The sequence below is a fragment of the Clostridium autoethanogenum DSM 10061 genome, assembly GCF_001484725.1.
Classification (GTDB): domain Bacteria; phylum Bacillota; class Clostridia; order Clostridiales; family Clostridiaceae; genus Clostridium_B; species Clostridium_B ljungdahlii.
In genome coordinates this window covers 3,395,310-3,411,815 of the sequence record NZ_CP012395.1, presented here as the reverse complement: position 1 = coordinate 3,411,815, position 16,506 = coordinate 3,395,310, and the positions used below count along the sequence as shown (strand labels likewise).

At 30.7% G+C, this 16,506-nt stretch carries 15 protein-coding genes; 3 read left to right on the top strand and 12 right to left on the bottom strand.

The annotated features are described in order from the left end of the window. Nucleotides 1-29: 29 nt before the first annotated feature. Both rsmH and mraZ read right to left on the bottom strand, forming a co-directional pair. The gene (gene rsmH, locus CLAU_RS15395) at nucleotides 30-959 is read right to left on the bottom strand and encodes a 16S rRNA (cytosine(1402)-N(4))-methyltransferase RsmH (RefSeq protein WP_013237719.1); all 930 of its coding nucleotides are present in this window, start codon (nucleotides 957-959) and stop codon (nucleotides 30-32) included. An 80-nt stretch (nucleotides 960-1,039) separates the two neighbouring features. Beyond that, nucleotides 1,040-1,468 (bottom strand): division/cell wall cluster transcriptional repressor MraZ, encoded by a 429-nt coding sequence (gene mraZ, locus CLAU_RS15390; RefSeq protein ID WP_013237718.1) that lies wholly within the window; start codon nucleotides 1,466-1,468, stop codon nucleotides 1,040-1,042. Nucleotides 1,469-1,748: 280 nt separating this feature from the next. Here mraZ and ychF point away from each other — a divergent pair, with 280 nt between their 5' ends. Beyond that, on the top strand, nucleotides 1,749-2,846 hold the full coding sequence (gene ychF, locus CLAU_RS15385) for a redox-regulated ATPase YchF (RefSeq protein WP_023163031.1): 1,098 nt from the start codon (nucleotides 1,749-1,751) through the stop codon (nucleotides 2,844-2,846). A 160-nt stretch (nucleotides 2,847-3,006) separates the two neighbouring features. On the opposite strand, the gene CLAU_RS15380 is transcribed toward ychF, so the two are convergent. Further along, nucleotides 3,007-3,615 carry a TetR/AcrR family transcriptional regulator gene (locus tag CLAU_RS15380; RefSeq protein WP_023163030.1) on the bottom strand — a complete coding sequence of 203 codons (609 nt, stop codon included), beginning with the start codon at nucleotides 3,613-3,615 and terminating at the stop codon, nucleotides 3,007-3,009. A gap of 640 nt (nucleotides 3,616-4,255) precedes the next feature. Then, nucleotides 4,256-6,577 (bottom strand): AAA family ATPase, encoded by a 2,322-nt coding sequence (locus tag CLAU_RS15370; RefSeq protein WP_023163029.1) that lies wholly within the window; start codon nucleotides 6,575-6,577, stop codon nucleotides 4,256-4,258. Between the two features lie 225 nt (nucleotides 6,578-6,802). Between CLAU_RS15370 and CLAU_RS15365 the strand changes: the two genes are divergently transcribed. Next, nucleotides 6,803-7,207 (top strand): hypothetical protein, encoded by a 405-nt coding sequence (locus CLAU_RS15365; protein WP_013237714.1) that lies wholly within the window; start codon nucleotides 6,803-6,805, stop codon nucleotides 7,205-7,207. A gap of 36 nt (nucleotides 7,208-7,243) precedes the next feature. Here the strand turns inward: CLAU_RS15365 and CLAU_RS15360 are convergent, their stop codons facing one another. After that, a complete protein-coding gene (locus CLAU_RS15360; RefSeq protein ID WP_013237713.1) occupies nucleotides 7,244-9,784 on the bottom strand; it encodes a calcium-translocating P-type ATPase, PMCA-type in 2,541 nt (846 codons plus the stop codon). Between the two features lie 493 nt (nucleotides 9,785-10,277). Here CLAU_RS15360 and CLAU_RS15355 point away from each other — a divergent pair, with 493 nt between their 5' ends. Continuing rightward, nucleotides 10,278-11,909 (top strand): putative manganese-dependent inorganic diphosphatase, encoded by a 1,632-nt coding sequence (locus CLAU_RS15355; protein WP_013237712.1) that lies wholly within the window; start codon nucleotides 10,278-10,280, stop codon nucleotides 11,907-11,909. Nucleotides 11,910-11,974: 65 nt separating this feature from the next. Here the strand turns inward: CLAU_RS15355 and CLAU_RS20745 are convergent, their stop codons facing one another. From CLAU_RS20745 to CLAU_RS15320, 7 genes are all read right to left on the bottom strand, one after another. Further along, nucleotides 11,975-12,373, bottom strand: coding sequence for a hypothetical protein (locus CLAU_RS20745; RefSeq protein ID WP_013237711.1), 399 nt, complete (start codon nucleotides 12,371-12,373; stop codon nucleotides 11,975-11,977). A 442-nt stretch (nucleotides 12,374-12,815) separates the two neighbouring features. Next, on the bottom strand, nucleotides 12,816-13,604 hold the full coding sequence (locus CLAU_RS15345) for a flagellar basal-body rod protein FlgG (protein WP_013237710.1): 789 nt from the start codon (nucleotides 13,602-13,604) through the stop codon (nucleotides 12,816-12,818). Nucleotides 13,605-13,628: 24 nt separating this feature from the next. Beyond that, nucleotides 13,629-14,396, bottom strand: coding sequence for a flagellar basal-body rod protein FlgG (locus tag CLAU_RS15340; RefSeq protein ID WP_013237709.1), 768 nt, complete (start codon nucleotides 14,394-14,396; stop codon nucleotides 13,629-13,631). Then, the gene (locus CLAU_RS15335) at nucleotides 14,393-14,587 is read right to left on the bottom strand and encodes a hypothetical protein (protein WP_035788091.1); all 195 of its coding nucleotides are present in this window, start codon (nucleotides 14,585-14,587) and stop codon (nucleotides 14,393-14,395) included. Before CLAU_RS15335 ends, CLAU_RS15340 begins: the two co-directional genes overlap by 4 nt. A gap of 2 nt (nucleotides 14,588-14,589) precedes the next feature. Then, nucleotides 14,590-15,072, bottom strand: a complete 483-nt coding sequence (locus CLAU_RS15330; RefSeq protein ID WP_013237707.1) for a hypothetical protein — start codon at nucleotides 15,070-15,072, stop codon at nucleotides 14,590-14,592. Between the two features lie 27 nt (nucleotides 15,073-15,099). Next, complete coding sequence (locus tag CLAU_RS15325) at nucleotides 15,100-15,825, bottom strand: FliA/WhiG family RNA polymerase sigma factor (protein ID WP_013237706.1); 726 nt, start codon at nucleotides 15,823-15,825, stop codon at nucleotides 15,100-15,102. Between the two features lie 3 nt (nucleotides 15,826-15,828). Beyond that, nucleotides 15,829-16,500: a flagellar brake protein gene (locus CLAU_RS15320; protein ID WP_013237705.1), complete on the bottom strand. Its 672-nt coding sequence runs from the start codon at nucleotides 16,498-16,500 to the stop codon at nucleotides 15,829-15,831. Between the last annotated feature and the right edge of the window lie 6 nt (nucleotides 16,501-16,506).

The following is a 16,506-nucleotide window of genomic DNA, read 5'->3' as shown; positions in this document are numbered from 1 at the left end:
ACTTTATTCACCTCTTTTAAATTTTAGAACTAAATTTTCTCTGCTGTCCTAAGCTTAGAACTTTTACTTCTTGAATTTTTCTCTTTTTCCTCTTTTGTAGGTATTATAGGCTTTTTATTTATTATTTTTACAATAGGTTTTTTGCCGCACACACATAGGGGAAAATCCGGTGGACAAGTACATGGATTTTCTAATTTCTTAAATTTAGTTTTTATAATTCTATCTTCTAAAGAATGAAAAGTTATAATTGATATTCTTCCACCTGTATTCAGTCTTTTTACGCTATCTTCTACTGCTTTGTTCAATATTTTAAGTTCTCCGTTTACTTCTATACGTATAGCTTGAAAAGTTCTTTTTGCAGGATGACCCTCTTTTTGAAACCTTGCAGGTATTGCATTTCTTATTATATCTACAAGCTGTAATGTTGTTTGTATAGGAGCCTTTTCCCTTTCAGCTACTATAAATTTTGCTATTCTCTTTGAAAAGTTCTCCTCTCCATAATCTCTTATAACGTTATAAAGATTTTCCTCACTATAATTGTTAATCACCTCATAAGCAGATAACGAACTATCCCTATTCATTCTCATATCAAGGGGAGCGTCCTTCATATAGCTAAATCCCCTTTCTGATTCATCTAGTTGATAAGAAGAAACTCCTAGATCCATAAGTATACCATCAACTTTATCTATTTTAAGTTCTTCTAAAATTTCATCTATATAATAAAAGTTATTGTGAACATAAGTAATATTTTTAAATTCATTTAGTCTCTCCCTTGTTGCATTTATAGCAGACGTATCCTCATCTATTCCTATTAACCTTCCCTTGTCGGATAACCTCTTTAAGATTTCAAAGGAATGCCCTCCTCCTCCTAAAGTGCAGTCTACATATATTCCATCTTCTTTAATATTTAAACTATTTATAGTCTCGTTAAGTAGTACAGGTACATGTTTAAATTTCATATAATACGTCCTCCAATTTTGCTATGGCATCTGAAAAAAATAACAATTCAAAGATATGACGGATATTTTTTTGAAGATGCTTATATTCCAAGTTCATTCATTTGTTCCGCTATATTGTCAAAATTTATATTTAAATTATTGTATTCTATCCAATTTTCTTTACTCCATATCTCTATTCTGCTAGATACTCCTATGCTTACTATTTCCTTATTTATAGCTGCATATTCTAGGAGTGTCTGGGGTATTAAAATTCTCCCTTGCTTATCAGGTTCCATTTCATTTGCCCCGGAGAAAAAAAATCTTACAAAAACTCTGGCATTTTTATTAGTAAGTGGAAGTTTCTTTAACTTTTCTTCAAGTAAATGCCATTCGCAAAGTGGGAAAGCATAAAGACAACTATCTAAACCTTTAGTCAAAATAAATTTGTTTCCTAATTCTTCTCTAAATTTAGAAGGTATAATTATTCTATTTTTACTATCTAGTGAATGTTCATACTCACCTAAAAACATCATTACACCTCTTACTGCTATTACGCTCCACTTTTAACCACTTTAATCCACCAAATTACTTATTCTATATTAACATAAAATTTCCTCTTTTTTAATAGACTTTTAATATTTTTTTTAAGTCTATTAAATTTATTTTTTCATCAATTTTTTTCATCTCCTTCTACCGACCATCAGAATTAGTTTATATTCACTACATTTATTGAAATAATATGCTCTGTAGAGTATAATTTAGATGAATTTTACGCCAGTTAATTATATTTTAAGAAGGGAATGTACATAGATGAAACTTGGAATTGTGGGTTTGCCAAACGTTGGCAAAAGCACCCTATTTAATGCAATAACAAAGGCAGGTGCAGAATCTGCCAATTATCCATTCTGTACTATAGAACCAAATGTAGGAGTGGTTAGTGTACCAGATAAAAGATTAGATGTACTTGAAAAAATGTACAATTCAAAGAAAAAGGTATATACAGCTATTGAATTTTACGATATAGCAGGACTTGTAAAAGGTGCTAGCAAAGGAGAAGGCCTTGGAAATAAGTTTTTATCTCATATAAGAGAAGTAGAAGCTATAGTACATGTGGTTAGATGTTTTGAAGATGATAATATTGTCCATGTAGATGGCAGTGTGGATCCTATTCGTGATATTGAAACCATAAACTTAGAGCTTATATTTTCAGATTTAGAAGTAATGGACAGAAGAATTGAAAAAGTGTCGAAACTTGCGAAAAGTGGAGATAAAGAATCAAAAGTTGAATATGAAATTATGTTAAAAGTAAAAAAACATCTGGAGGAAGGTAATCCTGTAAGAACTCTAGATCTAAATGAAGATGAAGCCGAACTTGTTAAAAGCTTCTTTTTGCTTACAACTAAACCTGTACTCTATGTAGCCAATATTTCTGAAGATGACTTAACTTCCGGAAATTTGGAAAATGATTTTGTAAAGAAAGTACAAGAATATGCAAAAGTAGAAGGCTCAGAAGTAGTAATAATTTCTGCCAAAATAGAAGAAGAACTTTCTTCTCTAGAAGATGATGAAAGACTCGAGATGCTAAAGGAATATGGTTTAAATGAAGCTGGCCTGGATAAATTGATAAACAGCAGCTATAGGCTGCTTGGTCTTATGAGTTTTTTAACTGCTGGAGAAAAAGAAGTAAGAGCATGGACCATAAAGAAAGGCACTAAAGCTCCGGAAGCTGCAGGCAAAATACACACTGATATACAAAAGGGATTCATACGAGCTGAAATTGTATCCTACGACAAGCTTGTGGAATGCGGCTCCGAGACTTCTGCAAAAGAAAAGGGATGCTATAGATTGGAAGGAAAAGACTACATTATGCAGGATGGAGATGTAGTTAACTTTAGGTTCAATGTTTAGGCAATAAATAATTTCACAGTGCAAAACTTATAATGCATAGTTAATAATTTAGGAACAAAATGTTAAAACATTTTGTTCTTTTTTTATATATTACAATACAAATTTCTAGCAGAGAGTAGGAACTTAATACAATTGTGAATTGTGCATCGTGAATCTTACATTATATACTGTTACCTTGAAGTGACTTAATTAACACATCTATATATTTATACCTTACATTTTTATCCTTATAATTTAAATTAGAAAATTTTCTTGTTTGGTTATCAGATATTACAGGAAAAATTAAACTAGCAATTCCCTGCAGTGCCATCATAGATAATTTTTCTTCATCTTTAATTCCCGTAACTTCGAATAAAATACCTTTTATCTTAAAGACTCTTTCATCTTCAATAAATTTAATATAATCAAATTTCAAGTCATCCTTATATATAATAAGTTGATTGACAAAATTTCTAAATACATCTGGATACTCAACGCTAGCATCAGAGTAACTCCTAAGGAAATTCCTAAGTCTATCTATTGGTGTAATCTGCTTATTTTCGAGAATTTCAAAAGAACTCATAAATTTACTGGTAAGACATTTTAACGCCTCGTTAATTACACCTTCCTTTGAACCAAAATAATAATTAATTGACGCTACATTAACATCAGCTGCCGCTGCTATTTTTCTTATAGTAACATTTTGAAATCCTTCTTTTCCAATAATATAAAGAGTAGAATTCAATATTCGGTCCTTAGCATTTGGAATATCTTTTGAATTATATTTCATTTAATGCCCTCCTAAAATAACTATGTATTATGAAACATTGTTTAAAACATATATCTCTATAATACATAATTTTTAATTTAAGGAGGATAAAAATGAAAAAGCTAATATCAATATTATTAATATGTCCTTTATTACTTATTGGATGCTCTTCTCACAATGGCAGTTTAGATTCGTCTAACAAAAAAATTCTACTTCATCATCCCAAGACATATACCTCTTTGGTGGAAAAATTGCAGCAAATACCTCTTCTAATGTATCTGCTAAAATCAATGCAAAAATATCTCAAATCAAAGTAGCAGAAATATATTACCATAAGCTTTCAGAGCAAATAACTCCTTTTAACAATACAGCTTTAAATCTTTTAAACCAAATTCAGCAAAAGCTTTCACAGGTTGGACTCTCTACCACAGATAAGCAGATTCAAGCTAAAAGTACTCTTGTAAAACTAGTAAGTCGTCAGGCATATTCAGATGCTTTCGACTATACACTAATGCTATGTACCTTATTTGTACTCATCGCTTTAATAGCAACTCTATTTATAAAAAATAAAAATCAACTTTCTTCTTCTAATGAGGAAATAAAATCATAAACAGAACTGCAGCAGATTTCTCGAGATCAGCTGCAGTATTTAAGAATTCTGCTATTGTTCTTTATTTTTATAGTACTTTTTAAGCTCCTTCTTAGCCTCATGAATTACATTATCATAATTTTCTTCCATAAGAATTTCCACTGCATCTTTTAAGTTAGACATAATATAAATATGAAAATTACCCTCTGCTATTTCCTTTTCCACTTCATTTTTTAATGCTAAGCTGCTTGCATTAGACTTTGGAATGAGTACACCCTTCCCTTTTGTAGTATCTAATACTTTACATATTTTAAAGAAACCTTCTATTTTTTCATTCACTCCTCCTATAGGTTGTATTTCTCCAAACTGATTTATGGAACCTGTTACAGCTATATTTTGTTTTATACTTATTTTCGTAAGTGCAGATATAATACTAACTAACTCTGCTACGGAAGCACTATCTCCATCTACTCTTCCATATATTTGTTCAAAGCTTAAATAAAAATCCACAGGTACTCTATTATAACCACCGCTTAAATTTTTAACATGCCCCTTTAATATATTTATTGCCTTGTTATGAATTTTTCCACTTAAATCACTCTCTTTTTGGATATCTATAATATTTCCATTACCCTTGTAACACGAGCAGGTTATTCTTATGGGCTTTCCAAAATTAAAATACCCTGTATCAATTATCGACAGAGCATTTACCTGTCCCACCGTTTTACCCTTTACGTCTATAAATATCTGACCTTCTGTGTAAGAATCCACTACCTGACCCTCTATAATTTCTTCTTTATAAGCTGTATTTGTGATATCTTCTTCATTTATAAAATCCCTATGATCCTCACAGACTCTTTTGTCTGAAATTATTAAAATTCTTTCTAGATCATAGTCATCCATAAAAAATTTATCTCTATTTTCAGCTTTTCTGGATAAAAATTTCGCCAGCTCCTTTACAGCTCCCTCATCCGCAGGATGTAACTTATTGTTTTTACATATAGAAAGCACTTTATATAAGAAAGCTTTCTTTGAATCCTTATCCATCTGTAAAATAGATTTGCACTCAGCTCTTATTCTAAAAATCTTTTTAAAATCTTCATCATAAGTATAAAGTAAATCATAGGTACGGTAATCTCCTATAAGTATTATTTTTTCATTAAACTCTATAGGTTCTGGTTTTAATCCACTTAAAGACAATAATTCTAAATATCCTCTATTATAATTCAAGTCAACTTTGCCACTTATAATAGACTTTTTTAAATAATAATATGCTCCTTTATTACTTAAAAGACTACTAACTCGAAGTACTAATATCCCACCATTTGCCTTTAAAAGTGATCCTGGCCTAATGAGGCTTGGATCAGTAACATAAGTCCCATTTTTATTTTCATATTCTATGCTTCCAAGTAAATTATTTATAGACGGGTCTTCTTCAAACACTATAGGTAATTTGTCGTTATCACTATTATCTACGAGTACATTCACAGAATACCTATATATTATATTCCGTATATTATCTACATCATCTTCATAGTTTATAGAATATATCTCTTTAATTTCACTTTCTATATTGTTACATATATTGCTTAAAAATTCTAAGGCCTTATTATCCTTACTAAATACGTTAAAATATTCTTCCTTTAACTTCTTTGTATCTTTTTTATAATGTTCATCTATAAGGATTTTAATCTTTTCCATTTCATAGGATTCCATATCTTTTAATTTATCTAATATCCTCTCTGCATGAATCTTAAGTGTATTTACTTTGTTCACCATTTGTTCCTTTTTTTCTAAATCTAAAGACTCATACTCTATCTCATTCATCATTTTCCCATTTTCTTTTAAAGGAACAAAACTAAAACCACTTTCCGTAATTTTTAATGAAAAGCCTTCATTTTTAGACATTTCTACAATTTTATTTATTAAATAACTTCGTTTTTTTTGAATGTTTTGCACCAATAATTTTTTTTGTTTGTCCTCGTATCCATTGTAAAATTCATAAGTAGAATTAGCATATATATTTTGTATTTTCTTTAGCATATTTTTTAGCTTTTTACCTTTTCCGGATCTTAAAAACAACACTTTAGGATTTTTAGTATCTTTCATAACTATATAGCATATATCCTGAAGTTCTATTTTATCTTTCATAGTTTCATTTATAAATTTCTTAATATTTTTAAGTTTATCTTTTGAAAATTCATCTATAAGATAAACATTATATCCTTGTTTATCTATTGTTAATGCATCTCTCATATTTTCATATACTCTACTATACTCAGGCATATAATTAACATTTCTATTTAAATCATCTCTATCATCTTCGCTAAAATCAATATCATCCAACTTAAAATCATATATGATTTGGTCTTTAGGTAATTCCCTATAATTCATATTTCATTCTCCTTGTATACTTAGTCTAATATAATAGTATTCTTAAAAAGTTTATTTAGGAACGAAAATAAAAAAATAAGTATATCAACCTCATATAAAAAACATACTAAAAATTATAGGTATGTTTCAAAAATAAATATACTATGGTATAATATAATCAAATTTTGTCTGTTATTTCTAATAATCGTATAAACAAAATAAAGTAACAAAGGAGTTAGTATATACATGAGTTTTAAGGAGAAAATTGCTCAATATTACACAAAATCTTATTTAAAAAAGTATGGTGACAGGTTAACTCAGGTTCAAGGTACTGTTGTATCTGTCAAAATTAGTAAAAAAGCTATATTATGGATATTTAATAAATTAACAGTAACACTTTTAGTAAGACCTGATAGAAGCAGAAACATAGTAAAATGCTCTTATATTAAAAAAAGGTGGTTTAAGAAGCCTGATTTTATATCTATACATCAAGGCAATCTGGTTTTAGTTCAAGGACTCAAAGGAAAAAGAGGAAAAGAGAATAGAGAAAGCGTAGAACTTATAAATATACGAAATATGACCACAAAAAAGGACTTAATTCCTATAGAAGGGAAAATACCTAAAGTTCAAAAAGTTCAAAGATTTAAATAAAAAAAAATAGAATTGCTTAAAAGCAATTCTATTTTTTTATTTAAAGTATAAGTAAAGACTGTTTAAAAATGCGATTATCCCAGAGAAAAACAAAACTATTGCCCACTGTGAAATTCTAAGTGCAGATGTATGAAAAACTCCACGTAAAAATGGCAAGTAAAGTATGCATAAAACCATAGTAATAGATGTAGCAACTGCTGCTAAAAGATAAACATTTGTAAATAAATTTATCTCAAACAGTGAATGATTTTCTGATCTACATTCAAACACATGTATAAGTTGTGACATTATTAGAGTACAAAGTGCTATAGTTCTGGATGTTTTAAGTCCAAAGCCTAGATATAATCCTATTACAAAAGCAAGCACTGTGCACACTCCAATAAGTGCTCCCCTCACAATAATTTTTTCACTTAATCCTCGTGCAAATATACTTTCATTTTTAGCTCTAGGCTTGCCCCTCATTATATCTCCTTGAGCTGGGTCAACTCCAAGAGCTATAGCAGGAAGACCATCAGTAGCTAAATTTACCATTAGTATTTGTATCGGCAAAAGTGGAGTATCTAAATAAAAAATAGAAGTAAGAAACATGGTTAGAACCTCTCCTAAATTGCAAGATAAAAGATACCTTATAAACTTTCTTATATTATCATATATGACTCTTCCTTCCTCTACAGCAGATACTATAGTAGCAAAATTATCGTCAAGTAGTATCATAGAAGAAGCCTCCTTTGTTACATCTGTACCTGCAATTCCCATGCAAATTCCTATATCCGCTTCTTTTACTGCAGGTGCATCATTTACTCCATCTCCAGTCATAGCTACAATATTACCTTTAGCTTTAAAGGCTTTTACTATTCTAAGTTTATGACCTGGATTAACTCTTGCAAATATGGATATATCTTGTATTTTAACTGCAAGCTGTCTATCACTCAGCTTGTCTAATTCTTCTCCAGTTATAACCTCTGATTCATGTTTACATATGTCCAGTTCTTTTCCGATAGCAAAAGCTGTATTCTTGTGATCTCCAGTTATCATAATTGGCCTTATACCTGCTAATTTACATTTTAATACTGCTTCTTTTGCTTCCTTTCTAGGTGGATCTATAATTCCCGCTACACCTATGAATATTAAATTCTCCTCCAAAGACTTACCTGGCACTACTTCTTTGTCTTTGTAGGCACCTGCTATACACCTTAAGGCATCAAAAGACATTTTTTCCACTGCTTTCAGAGCCTTATTTTTATCATTTGAAGTAAAAATTCGTACTTCACTTCCATCTAATATATATTTACACCTTCTTATAACTCTCTCCGGTGCTCCTTTCACATAACCTATCTTTCTTGAACCTTCTTTCATTATAACAGACATCATTTTTCTATCAGAATCAAAAGGTATATCATAAGTTCTCCTGGCCTTTCCTAAAAAGGTTTTTAAAGTTTTAATATCTTTGAAAAAAGCCTTTATAAGTGCTACTTCCGTAGGATCTCCAATAACCGCCCCTGAAATATCTGCTCTTTTCATATCAAAATCACAATCGTTACAATATGTAAAAGCTTTTTTCATAAAAATATTCTCTGGTAAAATATCCTTTCCTATCCTGTGTACCCTTCCATTAAAATAAAGAGCCTTTACAGTCATCCTATTTTCAGTAAGAGTTCCTGTCTTATCACTGCAAATGACTGAAGTACATCCAAGTGTTTCCACTGCAGGTAATTTTCTTATTAATGCATTTCTCTTTAACATTCTAGATACTCCAAGAGCCAGTGCTACTGTTACTATAGCTGCAAGACCTTCTGGAATAGCAGCTACAGCTAAACTAACTCCTACTAAAAACATCTCATATTTGTCTTGACCTCTCCATACTCCAGTCAATGTAACTATAATACATATAGCAATACACATGACTACAAGTACTTTTCCAAGTGAAGCAAGCTTTTCTTTAAGAGGAGACCTTTCCTTTTCAATGTCCTGAAGCATACCTGCTATTTTTCCCATTTCCGTCTTCATACCTGTCTCTACAACTTTTGCTCTTCCCTTACCTTTTACCACTATAGTCCCCATGTATAGTGAATTATTCTTGTCTCCACTATCTTTTTCCACTCCTACAGATTCACCAGTCAAAAGGGATTCGTCTACCATGAAATTTCCAATAGAAAGTAAAATGCAATCTGCTGGAACCTTATCCCCTGTTTCCAGAAGTATCACATCACCTATTACTAGTTCTCCTGAATTTATAACCTTCACTTTTCCATCCCTTATAACCTTTGAAGTAGGGGATGCCATTTCTTTCAATGCTTCTAAAGATTTTTCTGTCTTAAATTCCTGTACAAAACCTAGTATAGAATTCATAATTACAATAATTAGTATAGTTATTGCATCTGCCTTTTCTCCCATAAATCCGGATATAATTGTAGCTACTATAAGTATCCAGGTTATAAAATCATTAAACTGCGAAATAAATATTTTTATAGGAGACACCCTTTTTTTCTTTTTAAGTACATTGGCTCCATATTTTTTAAGCCTTCTCTCTGCCTCAACTTGAGTTAAACCACTTTCTAACTCCCTTTCATTAATCAATCTTATCCCTCCAAGGCATTTATTTTCTCTACGTTAATTAAATATATGCCCCCTTTATATTCTATTATGACAGTTAATTCATTGCTCACTATGTATTTGCATGTTAATTTTAATGATATTTGGATATAATCAATATAGAGTTTTTATTTGAATTTTAAATTTATACATAAAATATACTGACAAAATTGAAAGCACCTTTAAAAACTTTTCCATAAGTCTTAGCGAGGTATTTTAGAAAATCTTAGAAGTTTAGATATGTTTGAGGTACGAGTTTAGCTAAGCTTCTTAGATTTTCAAAATGCCGAGTGCTAGACTTGTGAAAAGTTTTTATGGTGCTGAAATTTGTCATTACATGACCTGTATAAGTTAATTTTGATTATAACCCTATATATAGATAATTAAGTGATTTTTTGCTATAATATTATGTGTATTGGTAACATTACTTTTGTAAATAGATATATTATTCATATATATACACTTAGGAGGAAAAATTATGAACGATGTTGTATATATTACAGGACATAAGAATCCAGATACAGATTCTATATGTTCTGCAATAGCTTATTCTGAATTTAAAAATAAAATAGGAGTTACAACAATTCCTATACGGTTAGGAGAACTAAATAAAGAAACTCAATTTGTACTTGATTACTTTAAAGTTACCCCACCAAAACTAATGGAAAATGTTAAACCTCAGATTTCTGATTTAGATATTGATAATGTAAATCCTATATCACCTGAAACCTCCATAAAAACAGCTTGGTCAATGATAAGTAAAAATAATGTTAAAACTCTCCCTGTAGTAGATGGAGATGATAAATTAATAGGTGTTGCATCTCAATCCAATATAACTTCCTGTTATATGGACATATGGGATTCTAACGTAATTCAAAAAAGCGGCACTACCCTTGAAAATATACTGGATACATTATCAGCCAAGTGTGCTTATGCTTCCAATGAAAACATCAAATTTACAGGAAAAGTTATAATTGCTGCAATGCAGCCAGAAAGTATCTGTGAATTCATAGAAGAAGGGGACATAGTTATATGTGGTGACAGGGTAGACGCACAGGATATTATACTTGATTCCAAAGCTTCACTTATGATAATAACAGGAAATCATACAGTAAATGATGATATACTGGAAAAAGCAAAAAAAGTTAATTGTTCCATTATAGTTACCCCTTATGACACTTTTACAACTGCTAGGCTAATACCTCAAAGTATTCCTATAGGATATGTGATGAAAAAAGATAACTTAGTTTGCTTCAAGACAAATGACTTAATAGAAGACGTACGAGAAGTTATGCTTCAAACCAGATACAGGAGTTATCCTGTAGTAAACTTAGAAAATAAAGTTATTGGAAGTATGTCTAGATATCATTTAATATCACAAAACAAAAAGAAAGTAATACTTGTAGATCACAATGAAAAATCCCAATCTGTTTTAGGATTGGAGGATGCAGAAATACTTGAAATATTAGACCATCACAAGGTAGGAGATATCCAAACTGGTTCACCTATATATTTTAGGAATGAGCCAGTAGGTTGTACAGCAACTATAGTTGCATCCAAATTTTTTGAAAATGGTATAAGACCATCTCAAAAAGTTGCGGGACTTTTATGTTCTGCTATAATTTCAGATACCCTTTTGTTTAAATCACCTACTTCCACAGATTTAGACAAAATGATACTTAGAAGATTAGCAGCTATAGCTGAAATAGATCCTGAAACCTTCTCTAATGATATGTTTAAAGCAGGTTCTTCTCTTGAAGGAGAAACTCCTGAAGAATTGTTAAATCAAGATTTCAAAGCATTTAATATTTCAGAAGTAAAAGTAGGTGTTGGACAGATCTCAACTATGGATACCGAAGGGTTTAAATCCATTAGAAAAGACATTATAAAGGTTATGGAATCAAAATGTAAAGAAGAAAATTATGGGCTTATAGTTCTTATGGTAACAGATATATTAAAAGGTGGATCTGAATTAATTGCCATAGGTGAAAAACAGGATGTAGTTTCTAAAGCCTTTAACATAACTTTAACTGATAATGGTGCTTATGTTCCTGGTATTCTATCAAGGAAAAAGCAGGTTATACCACCTCTTACTGCTGCCATGTCTTAATACAAATAAAAGGGCTACTGCAATAGCAATTTTTTAAAATTGCTTTGAGTAGTCCATTTTTCTTTTTAATCCTGAATATCCGATATATCTACAGTTCTAATTCTTGTACCACCATAACTGTCATCTACAGTCTCCTGTTCGTCTTCCGTATCTTTTTCTTCTGTTTCTTCTGTATCTTCTTCCTTTCGTTCTGTTTCTTCTTCCAAATCTTCATATTTTTCATCAAAAGGTACATATTCCGTTTTTTCTTCAGAATCATAATATGGATATGTTGGTGCTGGTGTCTGCATATAATTTGTAGGGTACATGCACCTCATATATGCATTCTTCCTAGCATTTAAAAACATAGGGCACATTCTATAAAAGTCAGGGGAGTACATATTTTGAGGATAGTCCATATCCCCATCATACATATAATCTTCTTCCATATATTCATCTTGGTCCATAAAAGGACATCTATACATAACACTGATCCTCCTGAAAATATTACATCTGTACATTATATGTATGTACCTTGCATATGTTTCATAAAATTATAGAGTTTCTCAGTTGAAAGTTGACTTATACAGATCATATAATAACAAATTTCAAACTAGAATATCTTGCACAGTGCTATTCTTGAAAATAAATGTATATAGAGGGATATTTTATGAGACTTTCTAACTAAAAAATCAACTTATACGCAGGCATATTTTTACAATAATGAAGCTCTTTTAAATATTTTGTATATAAGACTTAGTGAAAAATTTTTAAAAAATCTAGAACTTTTGAATTGTTTGAGGTACGAGTTTTCAAAAGTTCTCAGCATTTTTTAAAATTTTTTGCTTAGCCTTATCAAAATATTTAACGAGCTGAAGGTTGTAAAAAATATCCGGAGTATAAGTTGACTTTATGATTAGAAACTCTCTATCTCTTCATACTGTTTATGAGTCCCCACATTTCATCTGAAGTAGTAAGCCCTTTTGATGCAAGTTCAAAAGATCTCTGTGCCATTATCATATCTGTCATTTCTCTTCCCAAATCTACATTAGACTGCTCCAGAGAACCTTGGATAATATGTGCTTTGGTATTTATGTTCATTTGCACATTGTTTGCTGGCTGATATAAATTATCTCCTATAGATTTCATGGCATCCTGTCCTACTGCATTATATATGTTTATCTTTCCATAAAGTACACTTTGATTACCAACATTCATGTATATTTGTCCAGTTTTTTCATCTACTTTAAAATTATTATCTTTAAATACCGTCCCTGAATTGAACAAACTACTTCCCTCTGCTGTAAGGTTGACTTCAAGCTTATTTCCATTACTATCAACCAAATTGCCATTTCTGTCTACAGTAAAATTTCCTGCTCTCTCATAAGCTGCCGTTCCATTCCCTAGAGTTACTTTAAAATATCCATCTCCGTCTATAGCCATATCTGTCTTTAGCCCTGTTTGTTGAATTGGACCCTGAGCATTATCTCTAATCCATTCTGTAGCCTTTACCCCTGTACCATTTATCGTATTTGTTCCATTAGAATTAGTAGGATATCCCTTTCTGTTTAAAGTTTCATACACTAGATCATTAAATTCTACATTTTCTTTTTTATATCCTACAGTATCTGAATTTGCTAAATTATTGGATATACTATTTAACTTATCCTGCTGTGCATTCATAGCACTTACACTATTCCATATAGCTCTAAGCATACAAAATCATCCCTTTTATATTAATCATACTTTACCACCTTCATTTATTAGCTTCTCCAAAGTTTCATCTATTGATTGAACTGCTTTCTGATCAGTTTCGAAAGACCTCATAGTAGTCATCAACTGTGACATTGTATTTACTATATTTACATTAGATTTTTCAAGTGACTTCTGCCTTACAACAACATTTGTCTCTGCAGCATTTGTTCCTGTATATAGATTGTCTCCCACTTTTGTCAAAGTATTATAATCATTAAAATCCACAGTATAGAGCTTATAACTTGGGGTTCCATCTATATTTATATTTCCGTGGTCATCTGAGGTCATATTCCCGTTTCCCACATTCATTTCACCCAAAGCACCTGTCCTAGTATTTCTTGCCAAAACACTGTCTCCAGCATCATTTACCAGTACTCCATTTGTATTTACGTGAAAATGTCCATCTCTCGTATAATATTCTTTTCCATCCTGTCCCCTAACAGTAAAAAATCCTCTTCCATCAATAGCAAAATCAGTAGACACACCTGTAGAATCTATTGATCCTTGGGTAAAGCCTGTTTTAACTGAATCAATTCCACTTCCAAGACTTATAGATCCTATTATATTTCTAACACTTCTATTTCCTTCTGTTTTGTCATAATTTTGTAAAAGCATGTCATTAAAGCTTTTCACCCTAAGGTCATCCTGCTTAAATCCTACAGTATTTGCATTTGCCAGGTTATTTGTTATAACATCCTGTTTTGCCTCTTGAGTTATCATCCCAGATACTGCAGAGTAAAAACTTCTAATCATTTGCTTCCTCCTTTATCCATAACTTTCATTTCATCAGGATAATGCATTCCCATTGATCTTGCCTTATCCTCAATTTGACTTTTACTCATTTGATATTGGATCTTAACACCACTCATTATAAAAGTAGTTATTAAAATACCTATGCCTATACCTATAAGTATCTTTCTATCACTAAAAAAATCAAAAAACATTTTTATTTTGTATACAATTCTTTTATTAATAGAACTTCCCCCTTACCAATACCAGTTTTCTCAGAGATATCACTTACAGAAATATTATCTTTCAATAGTCCTCTTATTTCATCAATTTTAATATTATTTGCATCCTCTTCAACAGCCTCATCTAAATTTTCACTTTTTTCTGATTCCTCTTCATTATTGTCTTTGATTTCTTCTTCTACTAATTTTTCCTCTGAACCTTCAAATGCCTCTTCAGATAAAATAACTTCATGAAAATCCTGATTACCCTGTTTTTTTAAATCTTCAATTTCTTTTTGCAGTTCAAGTATAGTTTCTGCAAATTCCTTTCTTATTTTGCCAATTTCCAGTTCACAGTTTCCCATTTCATTTTGCTTTACATTTAATTTGTCTTGAAAAGATTTTTTCTCTTTACGTACTGCATTAAAATTCAATACTACTAAAAGTATTCCTGCTATAATCAATATGATTGGAACCATAAAATTTTCTCCTTCTTAAAAACATTTCTATACATACTTCAATTTAGTCATGTTTTTTCTTAAATGTAAAATTGCTCTGCTGTGAAGTTGACATACCCTAGACTCGGATACATTTAATATATGACCTATTTCCTTTAAAGTCAACTTTTCATAATAGTATAGAGTAATAACTAAATTATCTTTTTCATTTAAAAGATCTAATGCTTTGGCTAAATATTCTAGCATTTCTTTTTTCTCCAGACTTTTTTCTGGACTTGGACTTTTAGTATCTTCTACAGTTCCCATAAGTGGAATATCATCATCTTCAGAAAATATCAAATCTTCTAGAGATACTATAGATATATAGTTTATATAATTTTCAATTTCCATCATTTTTTTCAAGGGCATACCTAGTTCATTTGCTATTTCTTCACTTGATGGCTCTCTTCCTAGTTTAGTACGAAGGGAATCCATAGCTGCATTGTATTTATTAAGCTTGTCCATGGCGCCTTTAGAAATAGGGCTATTTCTCCTAAGTTCATCTATCATAGAACCTTTTATTCTTATTGACGCATAAGTAGAAAATTTCATTCCCCTGTCTTTATCAAACTTGTTTATTGCATCAATAAGCCCTAACATTCCATAACTAACTAAATCCTCATATTCAATGTATTTGGTCTTTCCTATTATAACCCTAGAAGCAATGTATTTTACTAGAGGAAGATATTTTTTTACCAATTCTTCTTTTATATCTAATTTATCCGCCAAAGCCATATTTTAATCCTCCTTTGCTCCTTTATTTATGTGCTGTCTCATAATTTGAAATAATACCCTTATTATTCTTTCTCTACTGTTCTTGTCCATATCTATAAAAGATAATCCACAGGTCAATTTACTTTCATCCTTGTTGTTACTAATTCTAACTAGTTTTCCTTTTAAAGTTAAACTGTCATTTTCCATTGGAATCGTCACTATAATAATATCTCCACGTTTTAATTTATCTTTCATTTTTACATCTACTACTATTTTCATTCCGCCGCCACTCATGTCTACAGAACACGCTTTAAACACTTCAACTTGATCATTTAAGTGATATAAGTCCTTTTCTAAAGGAAACATGGCACACAGCACATCTAAGATCAAAGGTACTCTTACAAAATTCCGCCTTTGGCAAATTTGAACTTTCTCAGGTTTCTTCAACATAATCATAAGTATTCTCTCTATTTTACGCCCTACAACCACAGTACTAAATTTGTATACATTTTTCCCATCATAATATATAACATGCACCTTTTCACCTTTTGAAAGAGGCATATACTTATGATTGTTTACGGGTATGCTTATACTTATACAATCCTCTGACACATCCTGAATATTACTTTTATATATTTCATTGTCCACGTCTATTTCAATTCTGCTATTAACTGTAAACTCAATATTGGAATTCATCTTATT

Coding starts and splice junctions, on each gene's coding strand:
- rsmH (WP_013237719.1), bottom strand. CDS start 959: ATGAAATTTAAACATGTACCTGTACTACTTAACGAGACTATAAATAGT.
- mraZ (WP_013237718.1), bottom strand. CDS start 1,468: ATGTTTTTAGGTGAGTATGAACATTCACTAGATAGTAAAAATAGAATA.
- ychF (WP_023163031.1), top strand. CDS start 1,749: ATGAAACTTGGAATTGTGGGTTTGCCAAACGTTGGCAAAAGCACCCTA.
- CLAU_RS15380 (WP_023163030.1), bottom strand. CDS start 3,615: ATGAAATATAATTCAAAAGATATTCCAAATGCTAAGGACCGAATATTG.
- CLAU_RS15370 (WP_023163029.1), bottom strand. CDS start 6,577: ATGAATTATAGGGAATTACCTAAAGACCAAATCATATATGATTTTAAG.
- CLAU_RS15365 (WP_013237714.1), top strand. CDS start 6,803: ATGAGTTTTAAGGAGAAAATTGCTCAATATTACACAAAATCTTATTTA.
- CLAU_RS15355 (WP_013237712.1), top strand. CDS start 10,278: ATGAACGATGTTGTATATATTACAGGACATAAGAATCCAGATACAGAT.
- CLAU_RS20745 (WP_013237711.1), bottom strand. CDS start 12,373: ATGTATAGATGTCCTTTTATGGACCAAGATGAATATATGGAAGAAGAT.
- CLAU_RS15345 (WP_013237710.1), bottom strand. CDS start 13,604: ATGCTTAGAGCTATATGGAATAGTGTAAGTGCTATGAATGCACAGCAG.
- CLAU_RS15340 (WP_013237709.1), bottom strand. CDS start 14,396: ATGATTAGAAGTTTTTACTCTGCAGTATCTGGGATGATAACTCAAGAG.
- CLAU_RS15335 (WP_035788091.1), bottom strand. CDS start 14,587: ATGTTTTTTGATTTTTTTAGTGATAGAAAGATACTTATAGGTATAGGC.
- CLAU_RS15330 (WP_013237707.1), bottom strand. CDS start 15,072: ATGGTTCCAATCATATTGATTATAGCAGGAATACTTTTAGTAGTATTG.
- CLAU_RS15325 (WP_013237706.1), bottom strand. CDS start 15,825: ATGGCTTTGGCGGATAAATTAGATATAAAAGAAGAATTGGTAAAAAAA.
- CLAU_RS15320 (WP_013237705.1), bottom strand. CDS start 16,500: ATGAATTCCAATATTGAGTTTACAGTTAATAGCAGAATTGAAATAGAC.